At 69.7% G+C, this 24,240-nt stretch carries 20 protein-coding genes and 1 other RNA gene; 5 read left to right on the forward strand and 16 right to left on the reverse strand.

Features of this window, described 5'->3' with window-relative positions:
- Nucleotides 1-93: 93 nt before the first annotated feature.
- The 13 genes from murD to ACFSCV_RS03955 form a co-directional block, all read right to left on the reverse strand.
- On the reverse strand, nucleotides 94-1,407 hold the full coding sequence (gene murD, locus ACFSCV_RS03895) for a UDP-N-acetylmuramoyl-L-alanine--D-glutamate ligase (protein WP_378797193.1): 1,314 nt from the start codon (nucleotides 1,405-1,407) through the stop codon (nucleotides 94-96).
- A gap of 226 nt (nucleotides 1,408-1,633) precedes the next feature.
- A complete protein-coding gene (gene mraY / locus ACFSCV_RS03900) occupies nucleotides 1,634-2,716 on the reverse strand; it encodes a phospho-N-acetylmuramoyl-pentapeptide-transferase (RefSeq protein WP_378797195.1) in 1,083 nt (360 codons plus the stop codon).
- Entirely contained in the window at nucleotides 2,716-4,158 is a 1,443-nt protein-coding gene (locus tag ACFSCV_RS03905) for a UDP-N-acetylmuramoylalanyl-D-glutamyl-2,6-diaminopimelate--D-alanyl-D-alanine ligase (protein ID WP_378797471.1), read from the reverse strand. The genes mraY and ACFSCV_RS03905 overlap by 1 nt, the downstream gene beginning before the upstream one ends.
- Before the next feature lie 11 nt (nucleotides 4,159-4,169).
- On the reverse strand, nucleotides 4,170-5,633 hold the full coding sequence (locus ACFSCV_RS03910) for a UDP-N-acetylmuramoyl-L-alanyl-D-glutamate--2,6-diaminopimelate ligase (protein WP_378797197.1): 1,464 nt from the start codon (nucleotides 5,631-5,633) through the stop codon (nucleotides 4,170-4,172).
- Nucleotides 5,630-7,459: a peptidoglycan D,D-transpeptidase FtsI family protein gene (locus ACFSCV_RS03915; RefSeq protein WP_378797199.1), complete on the reverse strand. Its 1,830-nt coding sequence runs from the start codon at nucleotides 7,457-7,459 to the stop codon at nucleotides 5,630-5,632. Before ACFSCV_RS03915 ends, ACFSCV_RS03910 begins: the two co-directional genes overlap by 4 nt.
- Complete coding sequence (ftsL, locus tag ACFSCV_RS03920; RefSeq protein ID WP_378797201.1) at nucleotides 7,456-8,007, reverse strand: cell division protein FtsL; 552 nt, start codon at nucleotides 8,005-8,007, stop codon at nucleotides 7,456-7,458. The genes ACFSCV_RS03915 and ftsL overlap by 4 nt, the downstream gene beginning before the upstream one ends.
- A complete protein-coding gene (gene rsmH, locus ACFSCV_RS03925) occupies nucleotides 8,004-9,047 on the reverse strand; it encodes a 16S rRNA (cytosine(1402)-N(4))-methyltransferase RsmH (RefSeq protein WP_378797202.1) in 1,044 nt (347 codons plus the stop codon). Before rsmH ends, ftsL begins: the two co-directional genes overlap by 4 nt.
- On the reverse strand, nucleotides 9,047-9,514 hold the full coding sequence (locus ACFSCV_RS03930) for a division/cell wall cluster transcriptional repressor MraZ (RefSeq protein ID WP_378797203.1): 468 nt from the start codon (nucleotides 9,512-9,514) through the stop codon (nucleotides 9,047-9,049). Before ACFSCV_RS03930 ends, rsmH begins: the two co-directional genes overlap by 1 nt.
- 351 nt (nucleotides 9,515-9,865) lie before the next feature.
- Nucleotides 9,866-10,864 (reverse strand): NAD-dependent epimerase/dehydratase family protein, encoded by a 999-nt coding sequence (locus ACFSCV_RS03935; RefSeq protein ID WP_378797204.1) that lies wholly within the window; start codon nucleotides 10,862-10,864, stop codon nucleotides 9,866-9,868.
- A 39-nt stretch (nucleotides 10,865-10,903) separates the two neighbouring features.
- Nucleotides 10,904-11,311, reverse strand: an RNA gene (rnpB, locus tag ACFSCV_RS03940) — RNase P RNA component class A.
- Between the two features lie 154 nt (nucleotides 11,312-11,465).
- Complete coding sequence (locus ACFSCV_RS03945; protein WP_378797205.1) at nucleotides 11,466-12,095, reverse strand: lytic transglycosylase domain-containing protein; 630 nt, start codon at nucleotides 12,093-12,095, stop codon at nucleotides 11,466-11,468.
- 412 nt (nucleotides 12,096-12,507) lie between these two features.
- On the reverse strand, nucleotides 12,508-13,263 hold the full coding sequence (locus ACFSCV_RS03950; protein WP_378797206.1) for an N-acetylmuramoyl-L-alanine amidase: 756 nt from the start codon (nucleotides 13,261-13,263) through the stop codon (nucleotides 12,508-12,510).
- On the reverse strand, nucleotides 13,260-14,000 hold the full coding sequence (locus ACFSCV_RS03955; RefSeq protein WP_378797207.1) for a TerB family tellurite resistance protein: 741 nt from the start codon (nucleotides 13,998-14,000) through the stop codon (nucleotides 13,260-13,262). The genes ACFSCV_RS03950 and ACFSCV_RS03955 overlap by 4 nt, the downstream gene beginning before the upstream one ends.
- A gap of 194 nt (nucleotides 14,001-14,194) precedes the next feature.
- Between ACFSCV_RS03955 and ACFSCV_RS03960 the strand changes: the two genes are divergently transcribed.
- Entirely contained in the window at nucleotides 14,195-14,995 is an 801-nt protein-coding gene (locus ACFSCV_RS03960) for a polysaccharide deacetylase family protein (protein WP_378797208.1), read from the forward strand.
- On the opposite strand, the gene ACFSCV_RS03965 is transcribed toward ACFSCV_RS03960, so the two are convergent.
- Complete coding sequence (locus ACFSCV_RS03965) at nucleotides 14,982-16,334, reverse strand: Nramp family divalent metal transporter (RefSeq protein ID WP_378797209.1); 1,353 nt, start codon at nucleotides 16,332-16,334, stop codon at nucleotides 14,982-14,984. The genes ACFSCV_RS03960 and ACFSCV_RS03965 overlap by 14 nt on opposite strands.
- A 306-nt stretch (nucleotides 16,335-16,640) precedes the next feature.
- Here ACFSCV_RS03965 and ppdK point away from each other — a divergent pair, with 306 nt between their 5' ends.
- Entirely contained in the window at nucleotides 16,641-19,334 is a 2,694-nt protein-coding gene (gene ppdK, locus ACFSCV_RS03970; RefSeq protein WP_378797210.1) for a pyruvate, phosphate dikinase, read from the forward strand.
- Nucleotides 19,335-19,536: 202 nt separating this feature from the next.
- Nucleotides 19,537-20,397, forward strand: coding sequence for a 3-methyl-2-oxobutanoate hydroxymethyltransferase (gene panB, locus ACFSCV_RS03975; RefSeq protein WP_378797211.1), 861 nt, complete (start codon nucleotides 19,537-19,539; stop codon nucleotides 20,395-20,397).
- Nucleotides 20,398-20,404: 7 nt separating this feature from the next.
- Here the strand turns inward: panB and ACFSCV_RS03980 are convergent, their stop codons facing one another.
- The gene (locus ACFSCV_RS03980; protein ID WP_378797212.1) at nucleotides 20,405-21,244 is read right to left on the reverse strand and encodes an extensin-like domain-containing protein; all 840 of its coding nucleotides are present in this window, start codon (nucleotides 21,242-21,244) and stop codon (nucleotides 20,405-20,407) included.
- Between the two features lie 336 nt (nucleotides 21,245-21,580).
- Between ACFSCV_RS03980 and ACFSCV_RS03985 the strand changes: the two genes are divergently transcribed.
- Nucleotides 21,581-22,183 carry a cysteine hydrolase family protein gene (locus tag ACFSCV_RS03985; RefSeq protein WP_378797214.1) on the forward strand — a complete coding sequence of 201 codons (603 nt, stop codon included), beginning with the start codon at nucleotides 21,581-21,583 and terminating at the stop codon, nucleotides 22,181-22,183.
- 186 nt (nucleotides 22,184-22,369) lie between these two features.
- On the opposite strand, the gene ACFSCV_RS03990 is transcribed toward ACFSCV_RS03985, so the two are convergent.
- Nucleotides 22,370-22,825, reverse strand: coding sequence for a GatB/YqeY domain-containing protein (locus ACFSCV_RS03990; RefSeq protein WP_378797216.1), 456 nt, complete (start codon nucleotides 22,823-22,825; stop codon nucleotides 22,370-22,372).
- A gap of 143 nt (nucleotides 22,826-22,968) precedes the next feature.
- Here ACFSCV_RS03990 and carA point away from each other — a divergent pair, with 143 nt between their 5' ends.
- Complete coding sequence (gene carA, locus ACFSCV_RS03995; protein ID WP_378797218.1) at nucleotides 22,969-24,168, forward strand: glutamine-hydrolyzing carbamoyl-phosphate synthase small subunit; 1,200 nt, start codon at nucleotides 22,969-22,971, stop codon at nucleotides 24,166-24,168.
- Nucleotides 24,169-24,240 lie beyond the last annotated feature (72 nt).

The following is a 24,240-nucleotide window of genomic DNA, read 5'->3' on the forward strand; positions in this document are numbered from 1 at the left end:
GCAACGCGTCGCCCGCGGGGGCGCGCGCGATGCGGCAGCATGAAACGATTAGCGTTAACGAAATCCGACCAACGCCGGACCGCGCCCGCGCCCTCATCGGGGGTCGAGAGCCTGCACAGCCCTGCGGAACGCCTCGCCGCGCTGTTCGAAATTGCGGAACTGGTCGAACGAGGCGCAGGCCGGCGAGAACAGCACCACGGGCTCTGCCTCGCCGGAGGCTTCGGCGTCCGCCGCCGCCGCCTCGGTCGCGCGCTCGATCGTTCCGAGCTCGGCGTGCGGCACGCCATGGGCCGCGAGCGTCTTCGCGAACGCCGCCGACGCCTCTCCGATCAGGTAGGCCTTCGTGACTTTCCCGAACAGCGGCACGAGCGCCTCGACGCCGCCGGTCTTCGGCTTGCCGCCGAGGATCCAGAACACCCTGTCGAACGAGGCCAGCGCCTTCTCGGCGCTGTCGGCGTTGGTCGCCTTTGAATCGTTGATGAAGGTCGTCCGGCCCGGGCCCGGCACCTCCTCCATGCGGTGAGCGAGGCCCGGAAAGCTCGCGAAGCCGTCAAAGGTCGCCTCGTCGGGCACCCCGAGAGCACGCGCGGCCGCCAGCGCCGCGGAGGCGTTCTGGACGTTGTGCGCTCCGCGCAAAGCGCGGGCCCGCGACAGATCCAGCGGGTCGGTCTCGGAGATCGCGACGACGCGGCCGCCTTCGCCGCCGATGCGTTCGGCCATGGCGCGCGCGAACGCGTCGTCGCGACCGATCACGGCGGTCCCGGAGCGCGCGACCAGCCTCTCCTTGATCGCAGCGTAGTTCTCCATCGCGCCATGCCGCTCGAGATGGTCCTCAGACAGGTTCAGCATGACGCCGACGGTGGGATCGAGCGTCGGCGCAAGGTCGATCTGGTAAGATGAGCACTCGACGACATGCACGCGGTTAGCGGCGGGCGGCGCGAGGTCGAGCACGGCGACGCCGATGTTGCCGCCCATCTGGACGTCCCAGCCGGCCGAGCGCAGCACATGCGCGATCAGCGCGGTGGTCGTCGACTTGCCGTTGGTGCCGGTGATCGCGACGAACGGCGCGTCCGGAGCGATCGCGCGACGCTCGCGGCAGAATATCTCGACGTCGCCGATGATCTCGACGCCCGCAGCCTGCGCGCGTTGGACGGACCAGTGCGGCGCCGGGTGCGTCAGCGGCACGCCGGGCGCGAGCACGAGGCTGTCGAAAGTCCCGAAATCCGCGGCGCGCAGGTCGCCGGTCGGCAGGCCTTCGGCCTCCGCCTTCGCGACGGCGTCCATGGAATCGTCGAAGGCGAGCACGGCGGCTCCGCCGGCGACGAGGCTGCGCACCGTCGACAGCCCGGACCCGCCGAGGCCGAAGACGGCGACGCGCCTGCCGGCGAATGCGGTCGCGGGCGTCACGAGGCGAGCCCCCGCCGCGCGCGGGAGATCCAGAGCATAAACCCCTGCCCGCCCGAAGCCGCTTCGATGGCGGTTTCCGGCGCCGGCCCGCTGCCCCGGCTGGACGAGGGCTGGCCGAAGGACGCAGTCGCCGTCTTCGCCGCAGCGGACCTGCCGCCGTCCGCCGGAGAGCCGCAGCGCGCGACGCCTTCCGGCGCGCGAACCGACATCGGGCCCGTCATCGCGCTCACCGCAGCTTCAGCGTGGCGAGGCCGACGAGGGCCAGCACCACGGCGATGATCCAGAAGCGGACAACGACCTGAGGCTCCGACCAGCCGAGCTGCTCGAAATGATGATGGATCGGCGCCATCCGGAACACGCGCTTGCCGGTGAGCTTGAACGAGGCGACCTGCACGATCACCGACACCGCTTCCAGCACGAACAGGCCGCCGATGATGGCGAGGACGATCTCGTGTTTGGTCGCGACGGCGATCGTCCCCAGCATGCCGCCCATGGCGAGCGAACCGGTGTCGCCCATGAAGATCTGCGCCGGAGGGGCGTTGAACCAGAGGAAGCCGAGGCCTGCCCCGATCACCGCGCCGCAGACCACGGCGAGTTCGCCGGTGCCGGTGACGAAGTGGATCTGCAGGTAGTCGGCGAACACGGCGTTGCCGGCGAGGTATGAGATCACGCCAAAGCTCGCCGCCGCGATCATCACCGGCACGATCGCGAGCCCGTCGAGGCCGTCGGTGAGGTTCACCGCGTTGCCGGCGCCCACGATCACCACTACGCCGAAAGCGACGAAGAAGAAGCCCAGATCGAGCAGCAGGTTCTTGAAGAACGGAAAGGCGAGCGAGCTCGAGAAGCCGGGCTGCCCCACATGCATGATCGCGAACACGGCGACGCCCGCGATCACGGCCTCCATCGCGAGCCGCGCCTTGCCGGAGTAACCGGCGTGAGTCTGCTTCGTGACCTTGAGGTAGTCGTCGTAAAAGCCGATCGCGCCGAAGCCGATCGTCACCAGCAGCACGATCCAGACGTATGGGTTGGAGAGGTTGCCCCAGATCAGCACGGTGGCGACGAGGCCCGACAGGATCATCAGTCCGCCCATGGTGGGTGTGCCGCGCTTCGTGAGATGCGTCGCCGGTCCGTCCGTACGGATCGGCTGCCCCTTGCCCTGCTTCAGCCTGAGCTGCGAGATGATCCAAGGCCCGAACAGGAACACGAACAGCGCGCCGGTCATGACCGCGCCGCCGGTGCGGAAGGTGATGTAACGGAACAGGTTCAGGCCCGGAAACGCCCAGGAGAACTCGGCGAGAAAGGTGAGCATCAGACGGTTCCCGCCGTAATGGTGTCATCGGAGGCCGGCGCGAACCGGGCGCGCAGCGCCGTCGCGACCGGACCGAGTTTCGAGCCGTTTGAGCCCTTGAGCATGACGGCGTCGCCGCCGCGGATGCGGTCGACCAGCTTCGCCTCGATTTCGGCCGCGCTTTCCGCCCAGCCGCCGCGGCGCCGCTCGGGCAGCGCGTCGTGCAGGGCGCGCATCAGCGGACCGGACGTGAAGACCAGATCGATCTTGGCCGCCGCGATCGTCTCCGCGAGCTTCGCGTGAAGCTCCGCCGAGGTCGCGCCGAGCTCGAGCATGTCGCCAAGCACGGCGATGCGCCGTCCGGAGGCGCCCACCGGCGTCTGGCCGAGCAGCGCGAGCGCCGCGCGCATCGAAGCCGGGTTGGCGTTGTAGCTCTCGTCGATCAGCGTCACCGCTCCGCCGGCCGCGGCGAGCTCATAGCGCTTGCCCCTTCCGGCGGGAGCCGTGAACTTCGCAAGCGCCAGCGCCGCAAGCGCAAGGTCCGCGCCGGCGAGCTTGGTCGCCAGCAGCACGGCGAGCGCGTTTTGGACGAGGTGGCGTCCCGGCGCGCCGATCTTGAACGTCACCGCGTCGCCCAGCACGGTGGCGGCGACGCAGGCCTCGTCCGGCTTCAGCGCGACGCGGTCGAGCCGCGCGTCCGAGGAGACGTGCTCCCCAAAGCTCCAGACGGCGGCGCCGGCGGCGGTCGCGGCCGCTTTCAGCCGCTCGTAATGCGGATTGTCGCGGTTCACCACCGCATGACCGCCGCGCACGAGCCCCTCGAAGATCTCAGCCTTGGCGTCGGCGATGCCCTCGACGCTGTCGAAGGCCGCGAGATGCACGGGCTCCACATTGGTCACGATCGCCACATGCGGCCGGACCATCTTCGTCAGCGGGCGGATCTCGCCCGGATGGTTCATCCCGATCTCGAACACGCCGTAGGCGGCGGATTTCGGCAGCCGCGACAGCGTCAGCGGCACGCCCCAATGGTTGTTGTAGGAGGCGGCGGACGCGTGGGTCGGCCCGTCCGCGCCGAGCACGAGGCGCAGCGCCTCCTTGGTGCTGGTCTTGCCGACGGAGCCCGTCACGGCGACAATCTTGGCGCGCGAACGGGCGCGCGCCGCTACTCCAGTCGCGACCAGCGCGTCGAGCACATCGTCGACCACGAGCAGCGGCCCGACCTCAGCGAGTTCGGCCGCGTGCGCCTTGTCGATCACCGCGATCGCCGCGCCCCGCGAGAGCGCATCGGCCACGAATCTGTGGCCGTCATGGACGTCGCCCTTGATGGCGAAGAACGCGTCGCCCTGCGCCACCGTGCGACTGTCGATCGATACGCCGGTCACCGGCCGTTCGGCGCGGCCGACGACGCGGCCGGCGGTCGCCAGGGCGAGCTCGGGCGAGCTCCAGAGCGGCTCCGCTGACATGTTCGCCGTGGTCACGCGGCGGTCTCCCCCGATTGAAGAGCGTCCCGCACCACCTCGTGATCCGAGAACGGAAGCGTCCGATCTCCCACGATCTGGCCCGTTTCGTGACCTTTGCCGGCGACGAGCAGAACGTCGCCGGGCTGTAACCCGGATACCGCAGTGCGGATAGCGAGCCCGCGGTCGCCGATCTCGCGCGCTCCGGGGGCCGCGGCGAGGATGGCCGCGCGGATGGCGGCAGGGTCTTCGGATCGCGGATTGTCGTCAGTGACGATGACCACGTCGGCGCCGGCCGCCGCCGCCTCGCCCATCAGCGGGCGTTTGCCGGCGTCACGGTCGCCGCCCGCGCCGAACACGACGATCAACCGCCCTTTGGCGAACGGCCGCAGCGCCGCGAGGACTGAAGCCAGCGCGTCGGGCTTATGGGCGTAGTCGACGAACACCGCGCCGCCGTTGCGCTCGCCGACGAAGTCGACACGGCCCGGCACGCCCTCGAGCGTCTCGAGCGCGTCGAGCGCGACCTCCGTCGGGACGCCCGTGCCGATCGCAAGCCCCGCCGCGGTAAGGGCGTTCGCCGCCTGGAAGTCGCCCGCGAGCGGAAGCCGGATCGTGCGCCGGCCGCCCTCGTGTTCGATGTCGAGAATCTGCGCCATGCCGTCGCGCGCCACGGATGCAAGCTTCAGGGTCTCGCCGCCGAAACCGACGGTGATGAGGCGCACGCCCCTCGCCTTTGCGGCCTCGCAGAACCACGCAGAATCGGCGCCGTCGACGCAGACCACAGCCGCCCCGCCGGTCGGAAGCAGCTCGCTGAACAGCCGCAGCTTGGCGTCGCGGTAATGCGCGACCGTCGGATGATAATCCATGTGGTCACGTGAGAGATTGGTGAAACCGGCGGCGTTAAGGTTAACGCCGTCAAGCCTTTTTTGGTCGAGGCCATGCGACGACGCCTCCATCGCGAGATGGGTCACGCCCTCCCCCGTGAGCGCATCCAAGGTCGCGTGCAGCGCGACCGGATCGGGGGTCGTGAGCGAACCGTAGGTCGCGCCGGAGGGCTTGGTGACGCCCAGCGTGCCGAGGCTCGCGGCCTGATGGCCTGCGGCGGCCCAGATCTGGCGGAGGAAGGTGACGACCGAGCTCTTGCCGCTGGTTCCGGTGACGGCGGCGACGATCTCGGGCTGGCGCGGATGGAACCGGGCGGCGACGCGGGCGAGCGTCGCGCGCGCGTCGGTGACGGGGATGACGGGAACGTCGGCCTCGACGCCCGCGTCGGCGTCGGCCAGCACCGCGGCCGCGCCGTTGGCGACCGCCGCGCCCACGAACCGCTTTCCATCGGTCTTCGCGCCGGCGAGGGCCGCGAACAGGAAGCCCGGCTTCACCGCCCGGCTGTCCGCGCTTACGCCGAGGATCGGCGTGGCGGCGAGGTCGGCCTCAAGTCCGAGCGCCGGGAGCAGGTCGCCGAGCGCGCGCGGCTCGGTCATTGCACGCCGCCCACGGCCATGCCGGTGGAGGCGAGCAGATCATTGGCCGGCGGCGCGTCGTAGACCGGCTCGACGCCGAGCAGCGGAGCGACCCGCTCGACCATCTTGCCGCCGATCGGCACCACGTTCCAGCCGGAGGTCGCGAAGCCGTGCGTCTCGGGCAGCGCCTTCGGTTCGTCGAGCACCACGAGCATCATGTACTTCGGGGCGTCCATGGGGAACACGGCGGTGAAAGCCGTGAGGTTCTTCGTCTTGGAGTAGCGGCCGCCGATGACCTTTTCGGCCGTGCCGGTCTTGCCGCCGACGCGATAGCCCGGAACGTCCGCCTTCTTGGCCGAACCGCGCTCGGCGTTGAGGCGCATGAGGTAGCGCATGGCGACGCTGGTCGACGGCTTGATCACCCGCACCGCCTTGGAGCGGGCCTCCTCCGCGGTCCGCCTCATCAGCGTCGGCTTGATCAGAAGGCCCCCGTTCACGAGCGCGCTCACCGCCATCACCGACTGGATCGGCGCGATCGCGAGGCCGTGGCCGAAGGAGATGGTGATGGTGTTCAGCTCGCCCCAGCGCGGCGGCAGGATCGGGCGCGAGCTCTCCGGCAGTTCCGTCTGCAGACGGTTGAGCTGGCCCATCTTGGCGAGGAACGCCTTGTGGGCGTCGACGCCCATGCCGAGCGCGATGCGGGCGGTCGCGATGTTCGAGGAGTAGATGAAGGTCTCGGGCACGTTCAGGATGCGCCGCTGCGGATGGAAGTCGTGGATCCGGAAGCGGCCATAGGCGAGCGCGTTCCGGGCGTCCATCCGGCTCTGGAGGTTGAACTTGCCGGAGTCGAGACCCATCGCGATGGTCAGCGCCTTCATGGTCGAGCCCATCTCGAACACGCCGACGTTGACGCGGTTGATGCGGTCCGGCTTGAGCGCGTCCGTCGGGCGGTTCGGATCGTAGTCCGGCAGCGACACCAGGCTGATGATCTCGCCGGTCTCGACGTCGGCGATCGCGGCGGAGGCGGCGATCGCCTTGAACTTCTCCATGCCGGCCTTGAGCTCGTCGCGCACCGCGTGCTGCACGCGCAGATCGAGCGACAGGGAGATCGGCTCCAGGCGTCCGCCCGCTCCCGCGGCCGCGGCCGCTTCCGCGGTCTTGCCCGACGTGTCGAGGTACTTCTCGATGCCGGCGATGCCCTTGTTGTCGACGTCCGCGAAGCCGAGCACATGGGCGACCACGTCGCCGTTCGGGTAGATGCGCTTGTTCTCCTGCAGGAAGCCGACGCCGGGGATGCCGAGGCGGAACACGGCGACCTGCTCGGCCGGCGAGATCTCGCGCTTCAGCCAGACGAAGCCCTTCCGGGTCGAGAGCTTGGCGCGCAGGTCGTCGCGGTTCAGGTCTTTCAGAGCGCCGCTGAGCAGCTCGACCGCCTCGTCGACGTCGATGATGTTCTTCGGCTCGGCGTAGAGCGACGACACCTTGATGTCGGTCGCCAGCACCTGGCCGTTGCGGTCGACGATGTCCGGCCGGGCGTTGGCGGAGACCGCAGCGCTGACCCGCGCGACCGCCCCGACCTCGGGCGCGACGGCGTAATGCACGAGCCGACCGACGATCGCGAGATAAAGGCACCCGAACGCCATCATGGCGATGCGCAGCCGGCCGCCGGTGAGGCCGAGCCCTTCCCCCTTGCCGACCAGCAGGAAGAACAGCTTCTTCGCGCCGGAAGCGCCGAGACGCGCGCCGGCGAGGCCGGCTCGTCCGGACCCTCGACCGAAACGCCCGAGCCCGCGGAGCGCGGCCGAAGCGCCCGCAGCGGCGCCGTTCTGAATCTGGTCTCGGGTCATTGGATCAGCCCCGGATTCTGACGCAGGAAATCGGTGATGTTCAGCGGCTGGCCGGGCCTCGGCGTCGACAGCGGCTTCGGCTGCGGACGATTGGCCGGGGCCTTGAGCTGGGAAGCCGGCTTGACCGCGATCGTCGCCTTCTTCGCGGGCGCCGGCGGGGCCGCCTTCTTGGCCGCCGCCGCGGCCGGGGTCTCGACCGCGATGCTCGCGTCCGCGCCGATCAGGCCGAGCGCCTCCAGCTTGTTGCCGATCTCGTCGACCGGCGCCGGGCGCGCCGGCAGGGCGGCGAGCTTGATGGTCTGCGCCCTCTGCAGGGGCTTGAGCTCGAGGTGGCGCTGGGAGAACGCCTGCACGCGATCCGGCCGCGCGAGGAACGCCCATTCGGCCTTGAGCACGGCGATGGCGTCGTTTTCCGCGGCGATCTGGCGTTTCAGCTTGGCGACGTTCTCGGAATGAAGCGTGGCGTCGTACTTGATGCGGTAGACCGTGACCGCGGCCCCGACGAGGGCGGCGATGGCGATGACGTTCAGGACGCGGGCGATCTTCATGACGCGCCTCCCTCGTGGCCGCCGACCGGCAGCCGCGGCACGCCGAAGGCGAAGGCGTCGCCGCCGCGAGCTGGCGCTTCGGTGCGCGCGGCGGCGCGCAGCCGGGCGGAGCGCGCGCGGGGGTTGGAGCTCGTCTCGTCCGCGCCGGGCTTGACGACGCCGCGAGACAGGGCCGTGAAGGTCGCGGGCGGCACCGCGGCGGCCGGCATATGACGGGAGCCGCCTGGCAGCGTGCGGGTGCGGTCGGCGAGGAACGTCTTCACGATCCGGTCCTCGAGCGAGTGGAACGACACCACGACGAGCCGCCCCGAGGGCTTCAGGCGGCTCTCGGCGGCGAACAGCGCGCGTCCGAGCTCGCCAAGCTCGTCGTTCACGGCGATGCGCAACGCCTGGAAAGTGCGGGTCGCGGCGTGGACGCCGTCATAGGACTTGCCGAGCACGCTCTCGACGATGTCGGCGAGGCGCAGCGTGGTGACGATGGGCTCAGCCTCCCGCGCGGCGCAGATGGCGCGCGAGATCGCGCCCGCGCGACGCTCCTCGCCAAGCGTTCTCAGGATCGCGGCAAGCTCCTTCTCGCCGAGATCGGCGACGAGGTCGGCCGCGCTCGGCCCTTCCCCGCCCATGCGCATGTCGAGCGGCCCGTCCTTCCGGAACGAGAACCCCCGCGGGGCCTGGTCGAGCTGCATGGAGGAGACGCCGACGTCGAGCACGACGCCGTCGACCTCCGGAATTCCGAGCTGATCGAGGACATGCGCAAGGTTGGAGAACCGATCCTCGACCAGCGTCAGCCGGCCCTTGAAGGCTGCGACCATGTCGTAGCCGGCGGCGATCGCGGTCGGGTCGCGGTCGGTCGCGATCACGCGACAGTCGGCCGCCTCGAGGATGGCGCGGGTGTACCCGCCGGCTCCGAACGTGCCGTCGAAATAGATTTCGCCGTCGGCGGGCGCGAGCGCCTCCAGAACCTCGGTGAGCATGACGGGGTTGTGCGGCCGGCCGTCCTCGTCGACGCCCCGTTCGGAACGCCGATCGCGCCGCGCCATCACGACGCCGCCTCGCGCAAGGAGGTCTGCTCCAGCCGCCGCTTCAGCTCGCGCACCGTGGCGCGGGCCTGATCGAGATGAGCCCGGAACCGCTCCGGCTCCCAGATCTGCAGCTTCCGTCCCTGCCCTACGAAGGTCACCTGATCGGTGACGCCCGCATAGGCCTTGAGGCTCTCCGTCAGCACGACGCGGCCCTCCGAATCGACCTTCAGCACCTCGCTCACCCCGAGCAGCGCCGTCGCCAGCCCGTCCCGCTCGTCCGAATAGGGCGAGAGCGTCTCCAGCAGACGGTCGATGTCCGAGAGCAGCGCATTGCCGCCGGCGTCCAAAGCCTGCAGGTCGAGCGAGGGATGCACGTAGAGCCCTTCGAAGCCGTCGCGCGCAAGCACGGCGCGGAACGGAGCCGGGATCGACACGCGCCCCTTCGCATCCAGCCTGTTGGTGAAATTGGACACGAAGCGGTCCATGGGCCCCCACGCCGGATCCGGCGATCCGCCGCCCGCTCCCCACGAACGGGCCCGCGAAGACGCGGACGACGCGACCCGAGTCCGCGGCCGGAACGGCCGCAGACGTCATGGGCGAAAGGGCTCCCCCGGAGCCTTCCACCTGCCGCGTCGACGGGATGATTTGGGATATCATGGGGCCTTATGGGCGTCAACGAACCGTTAAGGGTCGCCGCCGGCCGCCGCGGCCCAGGACGCAATACCTGACAAGGGCCGCGCCGCGACCGAAGCGCGACGAAGCCAGTAGGCCTTCCTTAGGGTTAAGAAGCCGTTGCCCGGAGGCTGATCACGCGATCAAACGGCGTGTTTCAAACCTCAGACGATGGTCGTCTGAGGCGTCAGGCCGTGCAGGTCCGGTCGGTCGCGGAACCATGCGACGAAGCGGCTGACGCCGTCCTCGAGCGGAGTGGAGGGCGCGAAGCCGTAGTCCGCCATCACCCGGGAAGTGTCGGCGGAGGTCAGCGGCACGTCGCCGGGCTGCTCCGCGACGAGCCGGATCTTCGCCTTCACGCCGGCGGCGCGCTCGATGATGTCGACAAGGTCGGTGACGGGCACCGGCGAGGAGTTGCCGATGTTGTAGATGCGATGGGTCGGCGCGCCGGCGGCGAACACCGGCCGTTCCACCATGGCGACGATGCTGCGCACGACGTCGTCCACGTGGGTGAAGTCGCGCAGGCCCCGCCCCTTGTCGAACAGCGCAATCTCGCGACCGTTCAGGATGGCGTCGGAGAACGACCAGTAGGCCATGTCGGGCCGTCCCCAGATCCCGTAGACCGTGAAGAAGCGAAGGCCGATCTGGCGCAGGCCGTAAAGGTGGGCGTAGGCCGAGGAGGCGAGCTCGTTGGCGCGCTTGGTCGCGGCGTAGAGCGAGGACGGCGTGTCGGCGCGATCGTCCTCGTGGAACGGGGCCTTGTTCCGCGCGCCGTAGATCGAGCTCGACGAGGCGTAGACGAGATGCGCCTCGGGCGCCTGCCGGCGGACGGCCTCGAGCATGGAGACATGGCCGAGGTCGTTCGAGTGGATGTAGGCGAGCGGATTGTCGATGGAGTAGCGGACGCCCGCCTGCGCCGCGAGATGGACCACCGCTTCCGGCCGGACTTCACGGAAAAGGTTCGCGAGCCCCGCCGCGTCGGCCACGTCCTGCTCGACGAAGCGCACGTTCTTCGGCAGCGCAGCAAGACGCTCGTGCTTCAGGCGCACCGGATAGTAGGGCGTGAGATTGTCGAGGCCCGTGATCTCGTGACCGAGAGCCGCGAGCGCCGTCGCGACGTGGAAGCCGATGAAGCCGGCCGCGCCGGTGACAAGCACGCGCATTCTTGATCGTTCCCCCTCCCACGCGGGCCACGCGGGTCAAGCGCCAGTCGGCCTGTAAGCCGGGTTCTGTATGGCGCAAAAGCCCGGCGGAACCAAGCCCTTGCACGTGACGGCCATTCCTCTGGGACGCCCATTGCTGGACGCCTCTAGCAACCAACCCGAGCGACGACCTGGAAGAAGGCCCGCCTCCGCGCGAACGCGGGACATGTCGCTCCTATTCGGTTTTGCTCCCGGCGGGGTTTGCCATGCCGCTCCCGTTACCGGCAGCGCGGTGCGCTCTTACCGCACCCTTTCACCCTTACCGCGGATGCGAACATCCGTGGCGGTCTGCTCTCTGTGGCACTTTCCCTGGGGTCGCCCCCGCCGGACGTTATCCGGCGCCGTTCTTCCATGGAGCCCGGACTTTCCTCCCCGGCGTTGAACCGGAGCGGCCGTCCGGCCGACTGGCCGCGCCCTTGTGCGGGGACCACGACGCGCGGTCAAGCCGCGCTGAAACGCCGCGCGCCCGAGCCGCCTCGGACCGGACCCCACGCAAGACCTGGGGAGTCCGGTTCCGGGCGGTCCGGGCGCGCGGAGCGTCGGCGACGATCGCCGCCGCGTCTCAGGATTTCGGCTTGTCCGCGGTCGCCTCGGCCGTCACGCGCTCGCCGGCGGGCAGGCCCTGGGCCATGAAGCGCTTCACCTTGGCGCAGTAGACCGCGCCCGCGCGGGTCACGCCGCGCACGCCGTGTCCGCCCTGATACTTGGACACCGCCCCGCAGGTGCTGCCGCCGGACTTGGCGACGGCGCCGGCGAGATACTTCATGCCGTAGCGCAGATTCGTGCTCGGCTCGTAGAGAGCCTGACGGCTGCCGCGGAAGCCCATGCCTCGCGCCGTCTGGTAGCTGAGCTGCATCAGGCCGATGTAGCCGCCGGGCCCGGTGGCGCGCGGCTCGTAGCGCGACTCGACCTTCACCACGGCGTGGGCGAGCGCCGGGCTGACGCCGGCCTGCCGGGCGGCCTGGGTCACCATCGAGGGGATCGACCCCGTCGGCGCCGCCACGGCGCCCGAACGGTCGACCGAGCCGGTGGTCGAGGGAATGTCGATCTCACGCCGCAACGCGACCATCTCGGTCTTCGCCGGCAGGCGACGCGTCGCCTGCCGGCGGGCGGTCCGGCGCTCGGTCTTGGCGACGGCCCGGGCCGTCTTGCGCGATGTCGCGCGTTTCGGAGCCGAGGCCGCGCGCCGCACCTGCGGCTTCTCCGCAGCCGAGGGCGCCGCCGGCTGGCCGGCGCTCCGCGCAGAGGTGAAGGCTGCGGCGGAAGCGCGGACCTGTGATCCTGTGGTGAAGCTCGGAACCTTACCCCCGCCTCGGGTGTTAATGGTTCGTTCAGACGTTCTTACTGCTGCGATAGTCGAGTTCGGCTTGGCTTGAGATTTCGAGGCGACGCTTGCCCCCCGGGTAAGACGTTCGGTGTTCGGCGCGGCGTTCGCCGAGGCGACGGTCGCCGCTAGGATCGCGACGACGATCGTCGATTTACGCATAAACTCACTCCCCTATGCGTTTTGCATGCGGGGACCAAAGCCTTGCGAAAATGACCTGAGATCGACCTTGGCTGGGTCGCTTCTTGTCAGGGCTGTGACGAGAAAAGGGCGGGTAGCCTCACCGCTCCGGCCGTGCGGCGAGCAGGTTGCGCAAGGTGTCGCAGGTGGAAAAGTCCGCGACGCCGTCGACGCGCGCCGGCCGGAAATGGCGCTGGAAAGCCCGCACCACGGCGGCCGTCACGGGCCCGAACCGCCCGTCGATCTCGAGCCCGTATCCGTAGAGACTGAGCAGCGTCTGAAGCTGCTCCACGGGGTCGCCCTCCTCCCCCTCCGCAAGTCCCCCGCCGTCGTCGATCGGCGTCGGAGCGACCCAGTGCCCGACGCCTGCCGCGGCGAGCCGGTCCCACGGAAACTTCTCGCCGGGGTCTTCTTTTCGCTGCGGCGCAACATCAGAATGCGCCAGAACACGCTCGGGCAAAATTCGCCAGCGGGCGCAAATGTCGCGGGCCAGCGCGATGATGGCGTCGACCTGCGGCAGTGGAAAATCGCGATAGCCGAACTCGTGGCCCGGGTTCACGATCTCGACGCCGATCGAACGCGCGTTGACGCCGGTCTCGCCCTCCCACGACGAAACGCCGGCGTGCCACGCCCTGAGCCCTTCGGGCACGAGCTGCAGAACGCGGCCGTCCTCCAGCACCACGTAATGGCAGGAGACCTTGCTCGCCTCTTCGCACAGGCGCGCGACGGCGCCCTCCGCGGTCTCCATGCCGGTGTAGTGCAGCAGCAGGATGTCCGGCTCTGCGCCGCGCTCGTCATGGTTCGCCGCCGGCCTGACCTCGTCGACCAGCGGGCTGTCGGGCGCGAACGCGGTCATGCGAGCTTCCTTTCGGCGCGGATCGCGTCCCATGCGGCGTTGACGGCCGCGAGCTTGTCGGTCGCGATCCGAACCGCCTCAGCCGGAAGGCCGCGGGCGAGCGCGCGATCCGGGTGATTTTCGGCCACCAGAGCGCGATGACGGCGCTTCAGATCGTCGTCCGAGGCCGTGGGGTCTGCTCCGAGCACGGCGTAGGGGTCCGTCGCCGCAAGTTGCATGTGACGGCCGAGCGCGCGGCGAAGACGGGCCGGCTCCAGCCCGAAGATGCGGCCGACCTCGGCGAGATAGGCGGCCTCGGCCTCGTGCACCGCGCCGTCGGCCGCAGCGATGTGCGCGAGGCCGTGCAGCACGTCCTCGAGCGTCGCCGGCTCGTCGCGAAACAGGTTGGCGAGCTGGGCCGCGTACGCCTCGAAACCGGCGACGTCGCGCTTGGCGAGATCGAACACCTGCGTCACGCGGGGCAGATCGGCCTCGCCGATCTGGAACACGCGGCGAAACGCCTGAACCTCGACGCACACCACCGCGCCGTCGGCCTTCGCCATCTTCGCGGCGAGCGCGATCACCCCCATGGTGAAGGCGAAGGCGCGCTTCTCTTCCTCCCGCGCCGCCCGCGCGGCGGGATCGGTCTCGCGGTCGAGCAGGAAGTGGCCGGCGATGGCGCCCGCGAGCGCGCCGAGCGGCCCTCCGAGCGCGAGACCCGCGGCCGCGCCTCCAAGCTTTCCCCAGAACGATGTCACGTCAGCGCCGAGCTCCTCGATTCGTGCGGACTTTAACGTCCCGCGGCCACGAGCGCGCCATTGCGCAGCGCGCGCGGCCGGTCCGCGGTTTTGCGGATCGCGTCCGCAGCGTCCGCCCGTCATAACGCACGCAGGATCGCCGCGCGGCCGGCGGTTCAACACTTTGGAAAGCGCCGCCAGAGACCATTCCAGGCATGCCCCCGCATCTTCGCGCCGCCGCGGCTCTCGCCGCCCTGCTCAGCGCCGCGCCCGCCGCCGCCTCCGATCTCGAACCCCGGCTGACGCTCGCCGATCCCGGCGCGAGCGCGCGCACCGTGGCGCTGACGCTCGACGCCTGCTCCGGCGCCACGGACCATCGCGTGCTCGACCTCCTGATCGCCGAACGCATCCCGGCGACGGTGTTCGTCACCCGCCGCTGGCTCAACGGCAACGCGGCGGCGCTGAAGCTGCTCCTCGCCCACCGCGACCTGTTCGAGATCGAGAACCACGGCGACGCCCATGTGCCGGCGATCACCGACCGAGCGACCATGTTCGGAATCCGCACCGCCGGCTCGCTCGAGGCCGTTCGCCGGGAGGTGGAAGGCGGCGCGGCGGCGATCGAGGCCGCGACCGGCTCCCGCCCGCGCTGGTACCGCGACGCGACAGCGCGCTACAGTCGCGACGCCCTTGCGGCCATCCGCGCGGACGGCTACGCGATCGCCGGCTATTCTCTGAACGCCGACATGGGCGCCTCTCTGATGGCGCCGATGGTCGCGCGCCGGGTCGCCGCAGCGAAGAACGGCGACGTCATCATCGCTCACGTCAACCAGCCCGGCCGCGCGGCCGGCTCCGGCCTCGCCGAAGGACTCAGGACGCTGAAGGCCTCCGGCGCGCGCTTCGTGCTGCTGCGCGACGCCGAGACCCGCACGGACGACGGTCCCGCCATCGGTCCGGTCGTGGCCCGCAACCGGCCGTCTGGCGCCGCTCAACCCGCGTCCAGCCTCACGCCCCGCTGACGAAGTCGATCACCAGCTTGACGTTGAGCGCGACGATCAGGGCCGCGACCACGCCCGCCGTGACGCTCATCCAGCGCGGCGCGACGAAGTCCCCCATCTTGGCGCGGCTCGCGGTGAACCACACCAGCGGGATGATCGCGAACGGGAGCTGCAGGCTGAGCACCACCTGGCTCAGCACCAGCAGGCGCGCCGTGCCGCTTTCTCCGTAATAGAGAGTGACGAGGATCGCGGGCACGATCGCGATCACCCGCGTGATCAGCCGACGCAGCCACGGCGCGAGCCGGATGCGCAGGAACCCCTCCATCACCACCTGACCGGCGAGCGTCGCCGTGACCGTCGAGTTCAGGCCGCAGCACAGCAGCGCCACGCCGAAAGCGGTCGCCGCGATCGCGCCGCCGAGCAGGGGTCCGAGCAGCGTGTGCGCCTCGCCAAGCTCCGCCACCTCTGTGTTGCCGGTGGTGTGGAAGGCGGCCGCCGCGAGGATCAGGATCGAGGAGTTGATCAGGAAGGCGAAGGACAGCGCGATGGTGGAGTCGAGCGTCGCCCACTTGATCGCCTCGCGCTTGCCGACCTCGGTGCGTTCGTAGCCGCGGGTCTGCACGACCGAGGAATGCAGATAGAGATTGTGCGGCATCACCGTCGCGCCGACGATGCCGAGCGCGATGTAGAGCATCGCCGGATTCTGGACGAGCTCGGCGGTCGGCGCGAGGCCGCGGATGACGGCGCCGAGGTCCGGGTCGGCCATGGCGAGCTGGATCGCGAAACAGGCCGCGATCACGAACAGCAGGCCGATGACGAAGGCCTCGATCCAGCGGAAGCCGATGCGCTGAAGCATCAGCACGAGGAACACGTCGAGCGCGGTGATGAGGACGCCGATCTCGAGCGGAACGCCGAACAGCAGATTGAGGCCGATCGCAGTGCCGATGACCTCGGCGAGGTCGGTGGCGCAGATCGCGGCTTCCGCGAGAATCCAGAGCACGAAGGCGATCGGCTTCGGGAAGGCGTCGCGGCAGGCCTGCGCGAGATCCCGCCCCGCCCCGACGCCGAGCCGCGCGCACAGCGCCTGCAGCAGCATCGCCATCAGCGACGACAGCGCGACCACCGCCATCAGCGTGTAGCCAAACTGGGATCCGCCCGCGAGCGAGGTCGCCCAGTTGCCGGGGTCCATGTAGCCGACGGCGACGAGGTAGCCCGGTCCGAAGAACGCGAGGAACCGGCGGAGCCGCGTCACTCCGCCCACCCCGACCGAGCCATGCGCCTCCTGCAGCGACGGCGCGCCGGGTTGCCCCCGCCAGCCCGACAACGGAGAGGACGCAGACGTCTGCGGGACGTCGATCATGGATGGATCGCTCGCATTTTTAGGAGTGGCCTTGAACGCTTCTGACTATCGTTCGCAACTGCAACCCTTGCAAGTCACTCGCAGGAGCGAAGATAAGGCGAACCACGCCTTGCTTTTGTGCGACTGCGCGGTTGATGTGAGCAACCGCAGCGAGGCCCTGGTGTTCCAGGCGCCAGAATGCGACTTAAGCATTCCTCCTTAAGTCGCGGTGCGACATCTTGCCTTTGCTGCGGCGCCGTGCAAGCTGCCGTCGCGGCAGGACGCCGGCAGGCGATCGACCTTCGCGGCTATTCGGAGAAACGCTTGATGACTAAGTGGGTGCTCACCTTCGGCGACGGTCGTGCGGAAGGCCGCGCCGAGCTGCGCGAGCTTCTCGGCGGCAAGGGCGCGAACCTGGCCGAAATGGCGAATCTCGGCCTGCCCGTGCCGCCCGGCTTCACCATCACGACCGAAGTCTGCACTCACTATTACGACAACGGCCGGAGCTACCCCTCCGAGCTGGCGGCCCAGACCGAGGCGGGCCTCGATCACATCCAGAAGATCACCGGCCGCGTCTTCGGCGACGCGGAGAACCCGCTGCTGGTGTCGGTGCGCTCCGGCTCGCGCGCCTCGATGCCGGGAATGATGGACACGATCCTCAACCTCGGCCTCAACGACGTGACGGTCGAAGGGCTCGCCAAAGGCTCCGACAACCGCCGCTTCGCCTATGACAGCTACCGGCGCTTCATTCAGATGTACTCCAACGTCGTGCTCGACGTGGACCATCACCAGTTCGAGGACATCCTCGAAATGACCAAGGAGCGGAAGGGCGTCTCCGAGGACACCGAGCTCGACGCCGACGATCTGGTCAAGCTTGTGGAGGCCTACAAGGCCAAGGTGCAGAAGGAGACCGGCGCGCCCTTCCCGCAGGATCCGCGCGACCAGCTCTGGGGCGCGATCGGCGCCGTGTTCTCGTCCTGGATGAACGCCCGCGCGATCACCTACCGCCGCCTGAACGCGATCCCCGAGAGCTGGGGCACCGCGGTCAACGTGCAGGCGATGGTGTTCGGCAACATGGGCGACACATCGGCCACCGGCGTCGCCTTCACGCGCAATCCGTCGACCGGCGAGAACCGTCTCTATGGCGAGTTCCTGATCAACGCGCAGGGCGAGGACGTGGTCGCGGGCATCCGCACCCCGCAGCCGCTGACCGAAGCCGCCCGCATCGAGGGCGACGTGAAGGCTCCGTCGCTGGAAAAGCGCCTGCCGGAAGTGTTCGAAGAGTTCGTCCGCGTCTCGCAGACGCTGGAGAAGCACTACCGCGACATGCAGGATCTCGAGTTCACGGTCGAGCGCGGCAAGCTGTGGATGCTGCAGGCCCGCAACGGCAAGCGCACCGCCAAGGCCGCTCTCAAGATCGCGGTCGATCTCGCAAGCGACGGCACGCTGACCCGCGAGGAGGCCGTGGAACGGGTCGACCCGGCTGCGCTCGACCAGCTCCTCCATCCCACGATCGATCCGAAGGCTGAGCGCAAGATCATCGCGACCGGCCTGCCCGCCTCCCCCGGCGCCGCGCAGGGCGAGCTGGTGTTCTCGTCGGAGGCCGCGGAGGCCGCCGTCGCCGCCGGTAAGAAGGTCATCCTCGCGCGCACCGAGACCTCGCCCGAAGACATCAACGGCATGCACGTCTCGGAGGGCATCCTCACCACGCGCGGCGGCATGACGAGCCATGCCGCGGTCGTCGCCCGCGGCATGGGCAAGCCGTGCGTCTCCGGCGCCGGCATGCTGCGCATGGACGAGAAGGCCGGCACGCTGACCGTCGCCGGCCGCGTGTTCCGCGAGGGCGACGTCGTCACCATCGACGGCTCGACCGGACAGGTGCTCGACGGCCCGGTGGCCATGATCCAGCCGGAGCTCTCCGGCGACTTCGCGACGCTGATGCGCTGGGCCGACGAGGTCCGCCGCATGGGCGTGCGCGCCAACGCCGAGACCCCGGACGACGCCCGCGCCGCCCGCCGCTTCGGCGCCGAGGGCATCGGCCTCTGCCGCACCGAGCACATGTTCTTCGACGACAAGCGCATCGTGGCGATGCGGGAGATGATCCTGTCCGACGACGAGGCCGGTCGCCGCAAGGCGCTCGCGAAGCTGCTGCCCTACCAGCGGGCGGACTTCGTGGCGCTGTTCGAGATCATGAAGGGGCTTCCCGTCACGATCCGCCTGCTCGACCCGCCGCTGCACGAGTTCCTGCCGCACACCGAGAAGGACATCGCCGAGGTCTCGGCCGCCATGGGCGTGCCCGCCGACAAGCTGCGCAACCGCGCCGCCGAGCTGCACGAGTTCAATCCGATGCTCGGCTTCCGCGGCTGCCGTCTCGCGATCGCCTATCCCGAGATCGCCGAGATGCAGGCGCGCGCCATCTTCGAGGCCGCCATCGAGGCCGCCAAGTCGACCGGCGCCGCGGTGACGCCGGAGGTGATGGTGCCGCTCGTGATGGGCCGGCCGGACTTCGACTTTGTGAAGGCGCGCATCGACGCGGTGGCGAAGGAGGTCGAGAAGGAGACCGGCGAGAAACTCGTCTATCAGGTCGGCACCATGATCGAGCTGCCGCGCGCCTGCATCAAGGCCGATTCGATCGCGGAGACGGCGGAGTTCTTCTCCTTCGGCACCAACGACCTGACGCAGACCGCGCTCGGCATCAGCCGCGACGACGCCTCGGCCTTCCTCGGACCCTACGTGGCGAAGAAGCTGCTGCCCTACGATCCGTTCGTGACCATCGACCGCGACGGCGTGGGCGATCTGGTGCGCCTCGGCGTGGAGCGCGGGCGCTCGGTCCGCCCGAAGATCAAGCTCGGCATCTGCGGCGAGCATGGCGGCGATCCGGATTCGGTCGCCTTCTGCGAGGAGGTCGGGCTCGACTACGTGTCCTGCTCCCCGTTCCGCGTGCCGATCGCCCGTCTCGCCGCCGCGCAGGCGGCGCTGAAGGCCCGCAAGGCCGCGACCCGCAAGGCCGCCGTAGCCTGACGCTTTCTCCGGTCCCCCGGCCCGCTGTTCGGATCGGGGAACGGAGCCTTCAACGAAGTAATCGGCGCTTTCCCGACGCCGAGGCGATAAAACACTGGCGAAAGCGGCGCTCGGCGACCAAATCTCGGGCGCCGAAGGCCCCCGGTCTCTGTGGGAGGGGCCGGCTGGCGGCGACAGTCGCCGCCCGGAGGATTGGACGCTCATGAGCGCGCACACCAAGCCGCCGCTGACCGCGGCCTCGACCAAGCCGGTCACCGTCGCCGCGATCCGCGCGGCGAAGGGCGGCACGCCGCTGGTCTGCCTCACCGCCTACACGACCCCGGTGGCCGAAGCGCTGGACCAGGCGAGCGATCTTCTGCTCGTCGGCGACAGCCTCGGCATGGTGGTCTACGGCCTGCCGAGCACGATCCCGGTCACGCTCGACATGATGATCGCCCATGGCGCGGCCGTCGTGCGCGGCGCGAAGCGCGCGCTGGTGGTCGTCGATCTGCCGTTCGGCTCCTATCAGGAGAGCCCAGCTCAGGCGTTCCGCAACGCGGCGCGCATCCTCGCCGAGACCGGCTGCGGCGCCGTCAAGCTTGAGGGCGGCGCGGTGATGGCCGAAACCATCGCCTTCCTCACCCAGCGCGGCGTGCCCGTGCTCGCCCATATCGGCCTGCAGCCGCAGTCGGTGAATGCGCTCGGCGGCTACTCCGCCCGCGGCAAGCTGTCGGCGGAGGCCGAGACCATCCTCGCCGACGCCCGCGCCGTGACCGACGCCGGCGCCTTCGCCGTGGTGGTCGAGGGCGTCGTCGCGCCGCTCGCGGCCCGCATCACCGAGACCATCCGCGTGCCGACCATCGGCATCGGCGCCTCGGCTGAATGCGACGGCCAGATTCTCGTCACCGACGACATGATGGGCGTGACCTTCGGCCATGTGCCGAAGTTCGTGCGCAAATACGCCGACGTAGGCGCGACGATGAAGGCGGCCGCGGAAGCCTACGCGGCGGACGTGCGCGAGCGCCGGTTCCCCGCGGAAGAGCACCTCTACGGCGCGCCGAAGCCGAAGATCGCCGCCGGCTGATCAGCTCTCAATCCTCGCCCTCGTCCCATCCCGGCGGAGGCTCCATGATCTCGACGCCCCGGCGCGGCCGGATCGACCCGGTCGGACCGTCGAACGGCGTCGCCTCCGGCGCGTAGCTGATCGCGGGCTCCTCCGAGAGCGGCGCGATCTCCGGCTCAGGCGGCAGATCGGGCACGACCGGCTTCGGCCGGCAATAGGCGCGACGCCCGGCCGGATCATGGCGCGCGAGGTCGAGGTGCAGGTGGTTCTCGTGGTGGCCGTCGCTGCCGGGGCCGAGCACGGTCTTGAACGCGCCGCAGGCGCCGGCGGTCACCTCGCGCAGGAAAGCCTGAGCCTCCGGCGTTCCGTTCCGCCAGTCCTTCAGCACGGAGATTTCGCGGCCGTCGGCCAGCACGAAACCGCCGATGTCGAGGCCGTTGCCGAAGGCGTGCTCGGAGAGCTTGCCGCCGCGCTTGTTGTTGCGGGTGCGGCAGGCGTAGGAGGCCATGTTGCGGACCTCCACCACGGCCACGCCGAAGCGGGCCTGCGCCGCGGGCTGCACGCTGCGGACGACCCAGTCGTTCAGCACGGCCGTCATGGGGCAGCCGAGCCGGGCCGACGGCTGCACGCCCACCGATCCGTCGGCGAGCGCATAGATTCGGAACGGGCGCTCCAGCCCGCAGACGCCGGGTCCGTCGATCTCGTCGATCGGCCGCGTGAAGTCGGTCTTGGTCACGAGCTTGGCGGCGATGCAAGCGGCTTCGACCTTGCCGCGCCAGGGCTCGCGCTCCTCGCCGTCGAAGAAGCCGCAGCCGGATACGGCGGCGACCGCGCAGAAAGCCAGACCAAGACGACGCCATGTCCGCATGACGCGTAAAATGCCGGGCGTTCTCTTAACGCCGCCTCAATGACGCTGGGTGGCTCGCAGGCGCGGCGGCGCATGGCGGATCCGCTTCCCAGGTATTGTCTATTGAATGAATAGTCTTTATCCACACAGCTGGGAAAAGGGAGCTTCCCCGATGAGCGCTGTGAAAAGGCTTGACGTCATGGCCGTCGTCGCGGCCTTCACCTTCGTCGGCGCCATCGTGCTCGGGGCGTTCTGACGCCGGACGCGCCGATCTTGGCCTAACGTGCCGATGGCGGAGTCCGACCTTCGCTCCATGCTAGGCGTCCGATCGATCCGGAACCTCTCATGGAGAGCGGCATGACCGAAGCCCCCAAAACCCTTCGCGACCTCTCCGGCGCCTCGCCCCAGCCGGCCTCTCTCGCCGACGCGACGCTGGTCGTGATCGACGCCCAGAACGAATATGTCGAAGGGCCGATCGCCCTGCCCGGCTCCGCGCCCGCGCTGAACGCGATCGCCGACCTTTTGGCGCAGGCCCGCGCGGCGGGGACGCCGATCGTCCACGTCGTCCACCGCTCGCCGGCCGGCATCTTCGTCGAAGGCACCAAAGGGGCCGAGATCGCGCCTCAGGCCGCCCCGCAGGGCGACGAGCCGGTGTTTTCGAAGGGGCTTCCGAACGGCTTCACCAATCCGGAGTTCGACCCGGCGCTGAAGGCGCTCGGCCGCAAGAACCTGATCCTCGTCGGGTTCATGACGCACATGTGCGTCGACTCCACCGCCCGCGCGGCGGTCGACCTCGGCTACGGCGTGACGATCGTGGAGAACGCGACCGCGACCCGCGCGCTGCCCGGCGCCGTCGGCAAGCCGGCGCGTTCGGCGCAGGAGGTCCACGACGGCGCGCTGGCGGGACTGGCCGACCTGTTCGCCGTCGTCGCGCCGAACGCCGCCGCTCTGGGGAAGTAGCCCGTAGGACGACCGGTCCAACGCACGTCATCCCGGACGGCCGAAGGCCGATCCGGGTTCGTTCTCCGAGGATGCGCGCGAAGGTCGACCCGCGATGGGCCCGACGATGCAGGTCTCCGGGCTCGTTCTGGAGACCATCCCGGATTTCGCTACGCTCGTCCGGGACGACGCCGCTCTCGCGAGGCCTCAGCCGCCCGTCAGCTTGGCCTTGATCGCGCCGTTCGCAGCCGCGAAATCCATGGTGCCGGTGTGCTTCGCCTTCAGCACGCCCATCACCTTGCCCATGTCCTTCATGCTGACGGCGCCGGTCTCGGCAATGGCGGCGTCGATCGCCGCGGCGACCTCCGCGTCCGACATCTGCTGCGGCAGGAACTGCTGGATCACGGCGATCTCGGCCTTCTCCTTGGCGGCGAGCTCGGGGCGCGCGTTCTGCTCGTAGATCGAGGCGCTCTCCTGGCGCTGCTTGATCATCTTGGCGAGGAGCTGCTTCAGCTCATCGTCGGTCGCCGTCCCCTTCCCGGCGCCGCGGGCCTCGATGTCGCGATCTTTGATGGCCGCGCCGATCAGGCGGAGCGTGCCCGTGCGCTCCGCGTCGCGGGCCTTCATGGCGTCCTTGAGGGCGGCGCTGATCGCCTCACGCATCTTTTTTGTCCTTACAGATTGACCGCGGTCCGCCCCGAAAAAAGCACTCTAAAGTTGACGCTTCGGGGCGCGGCGCCTAGGTTCCGGCCGCATCGGCGCGTCAGGCGTCGGCGCGTGATCGCGCGACGGGACTTAAGACAATCATGGCTCACGAACAAGACGCCGCTCACGGCGGCTGGGACGAAGCGCGCCCCACGGCGCGGCTGCTGCTCGCCGACGGCACCCTGATCGAGGGCGACGGCCTCGGCGCCGTCGGCGCCGCCGCGGGCGAGCTCTGCTTCAACACCGCGATGACCGGCTATGAGGAGATCCTGACCGATCCGTCCTACGCCGGCCAGATCATCACCTTCACCTTCCCGCACATCGGCAATGTCGGAGTGAACGACGACGACGTCGAGACCGTGAACATGGCGGGCGCTTCGGGCGTGCGCGGCGCGGTGTTCGCCGCCGACGTGACGAGCCCGTCCAACTGGCGCGCGACCCGCGACCTCGACGCGTGGCTGAAGGCGCGCGGCATCGTCGCGATCGCCGGCGTCGACACCCGCGCTCTGACCGCGCTCATACGCGAAAAGGGCATGCCGAACGCGGTGATCGCCCATGCGCCGGACGGCCGCTTCGACGACGCCGCGATCAAGGCCGCGCTCGACGGCTTCGCCGGCCTCGAGGGGCAGGACCTCGTGCCGCTGGTGGGCGCCACCCAGCGCTACGGCTGGGACGAGGCCGGCTGGACCTGGCCCGGCGCCTATGGCGCGCGCCCGGAGGGCGTGGAGCCGAAGCGCGTCGTCGCGGTCGACTACGGCCTCAAGCGCAACATCCTGCGCATGCTGACCACGGCGGGCTGCGAGGTCACCGTCCTGCCGGCGACCGCGACCGCCGAAGAGGTCCTGGCGCTCGATCCCGATGGGGTGTTCCTGTCGAACGGCCCCGGCGATCCGGCCGCCACCGGCGCTTACGCCGTTCCGATGATCCAGGGCGTGCTCGAAAAGAAGATTCCGACCTTCGGCATCTGCCTCGGCCACCAGATGCTGGCGCTCGCCGTCGGCGCAAGCACCAAGAAGATGCGGCAGGGCCATCACGGCGCGAACCACCCGGTGAAGGATCTCACCACCGGCAAGGTCGAGATCACCTCGATGAACCACGGCTTCGCGGTCGACCGCGACAGCCTGCCGGCGAGCGCGCGAGAGACCCACGTCTCGCTGTTCGACGGCTCCAACTGCGGCATCGAGCTGACCGACCGTCCGGCCTTCTCCGTGCAGCACCATCCCGAGGCCTCGCCCGGCCCGCAGGACAGCCACTACCTGTTCCACCGCTTCGTCGGGATGATGGACGAGCGGAAAGCCTGAGCGGCTGCGGACGGGCGCGAGGCCGGACGCTCGCGATTTCGGGGGCTGTCGCGTCGCCCCCGTCCGCCTAAT

The sequence above is a fragment of the Methylopila henanensis genome (genome assembly GCF_042681025.1).
In the GTDB taxonomy this organism is placed as follows: Bacteria; Pseudomonadota; Alphaproteobacteria; order Rhizobiales; family Methylopilaceae; genus Methylopila; species Methylopila henanensis.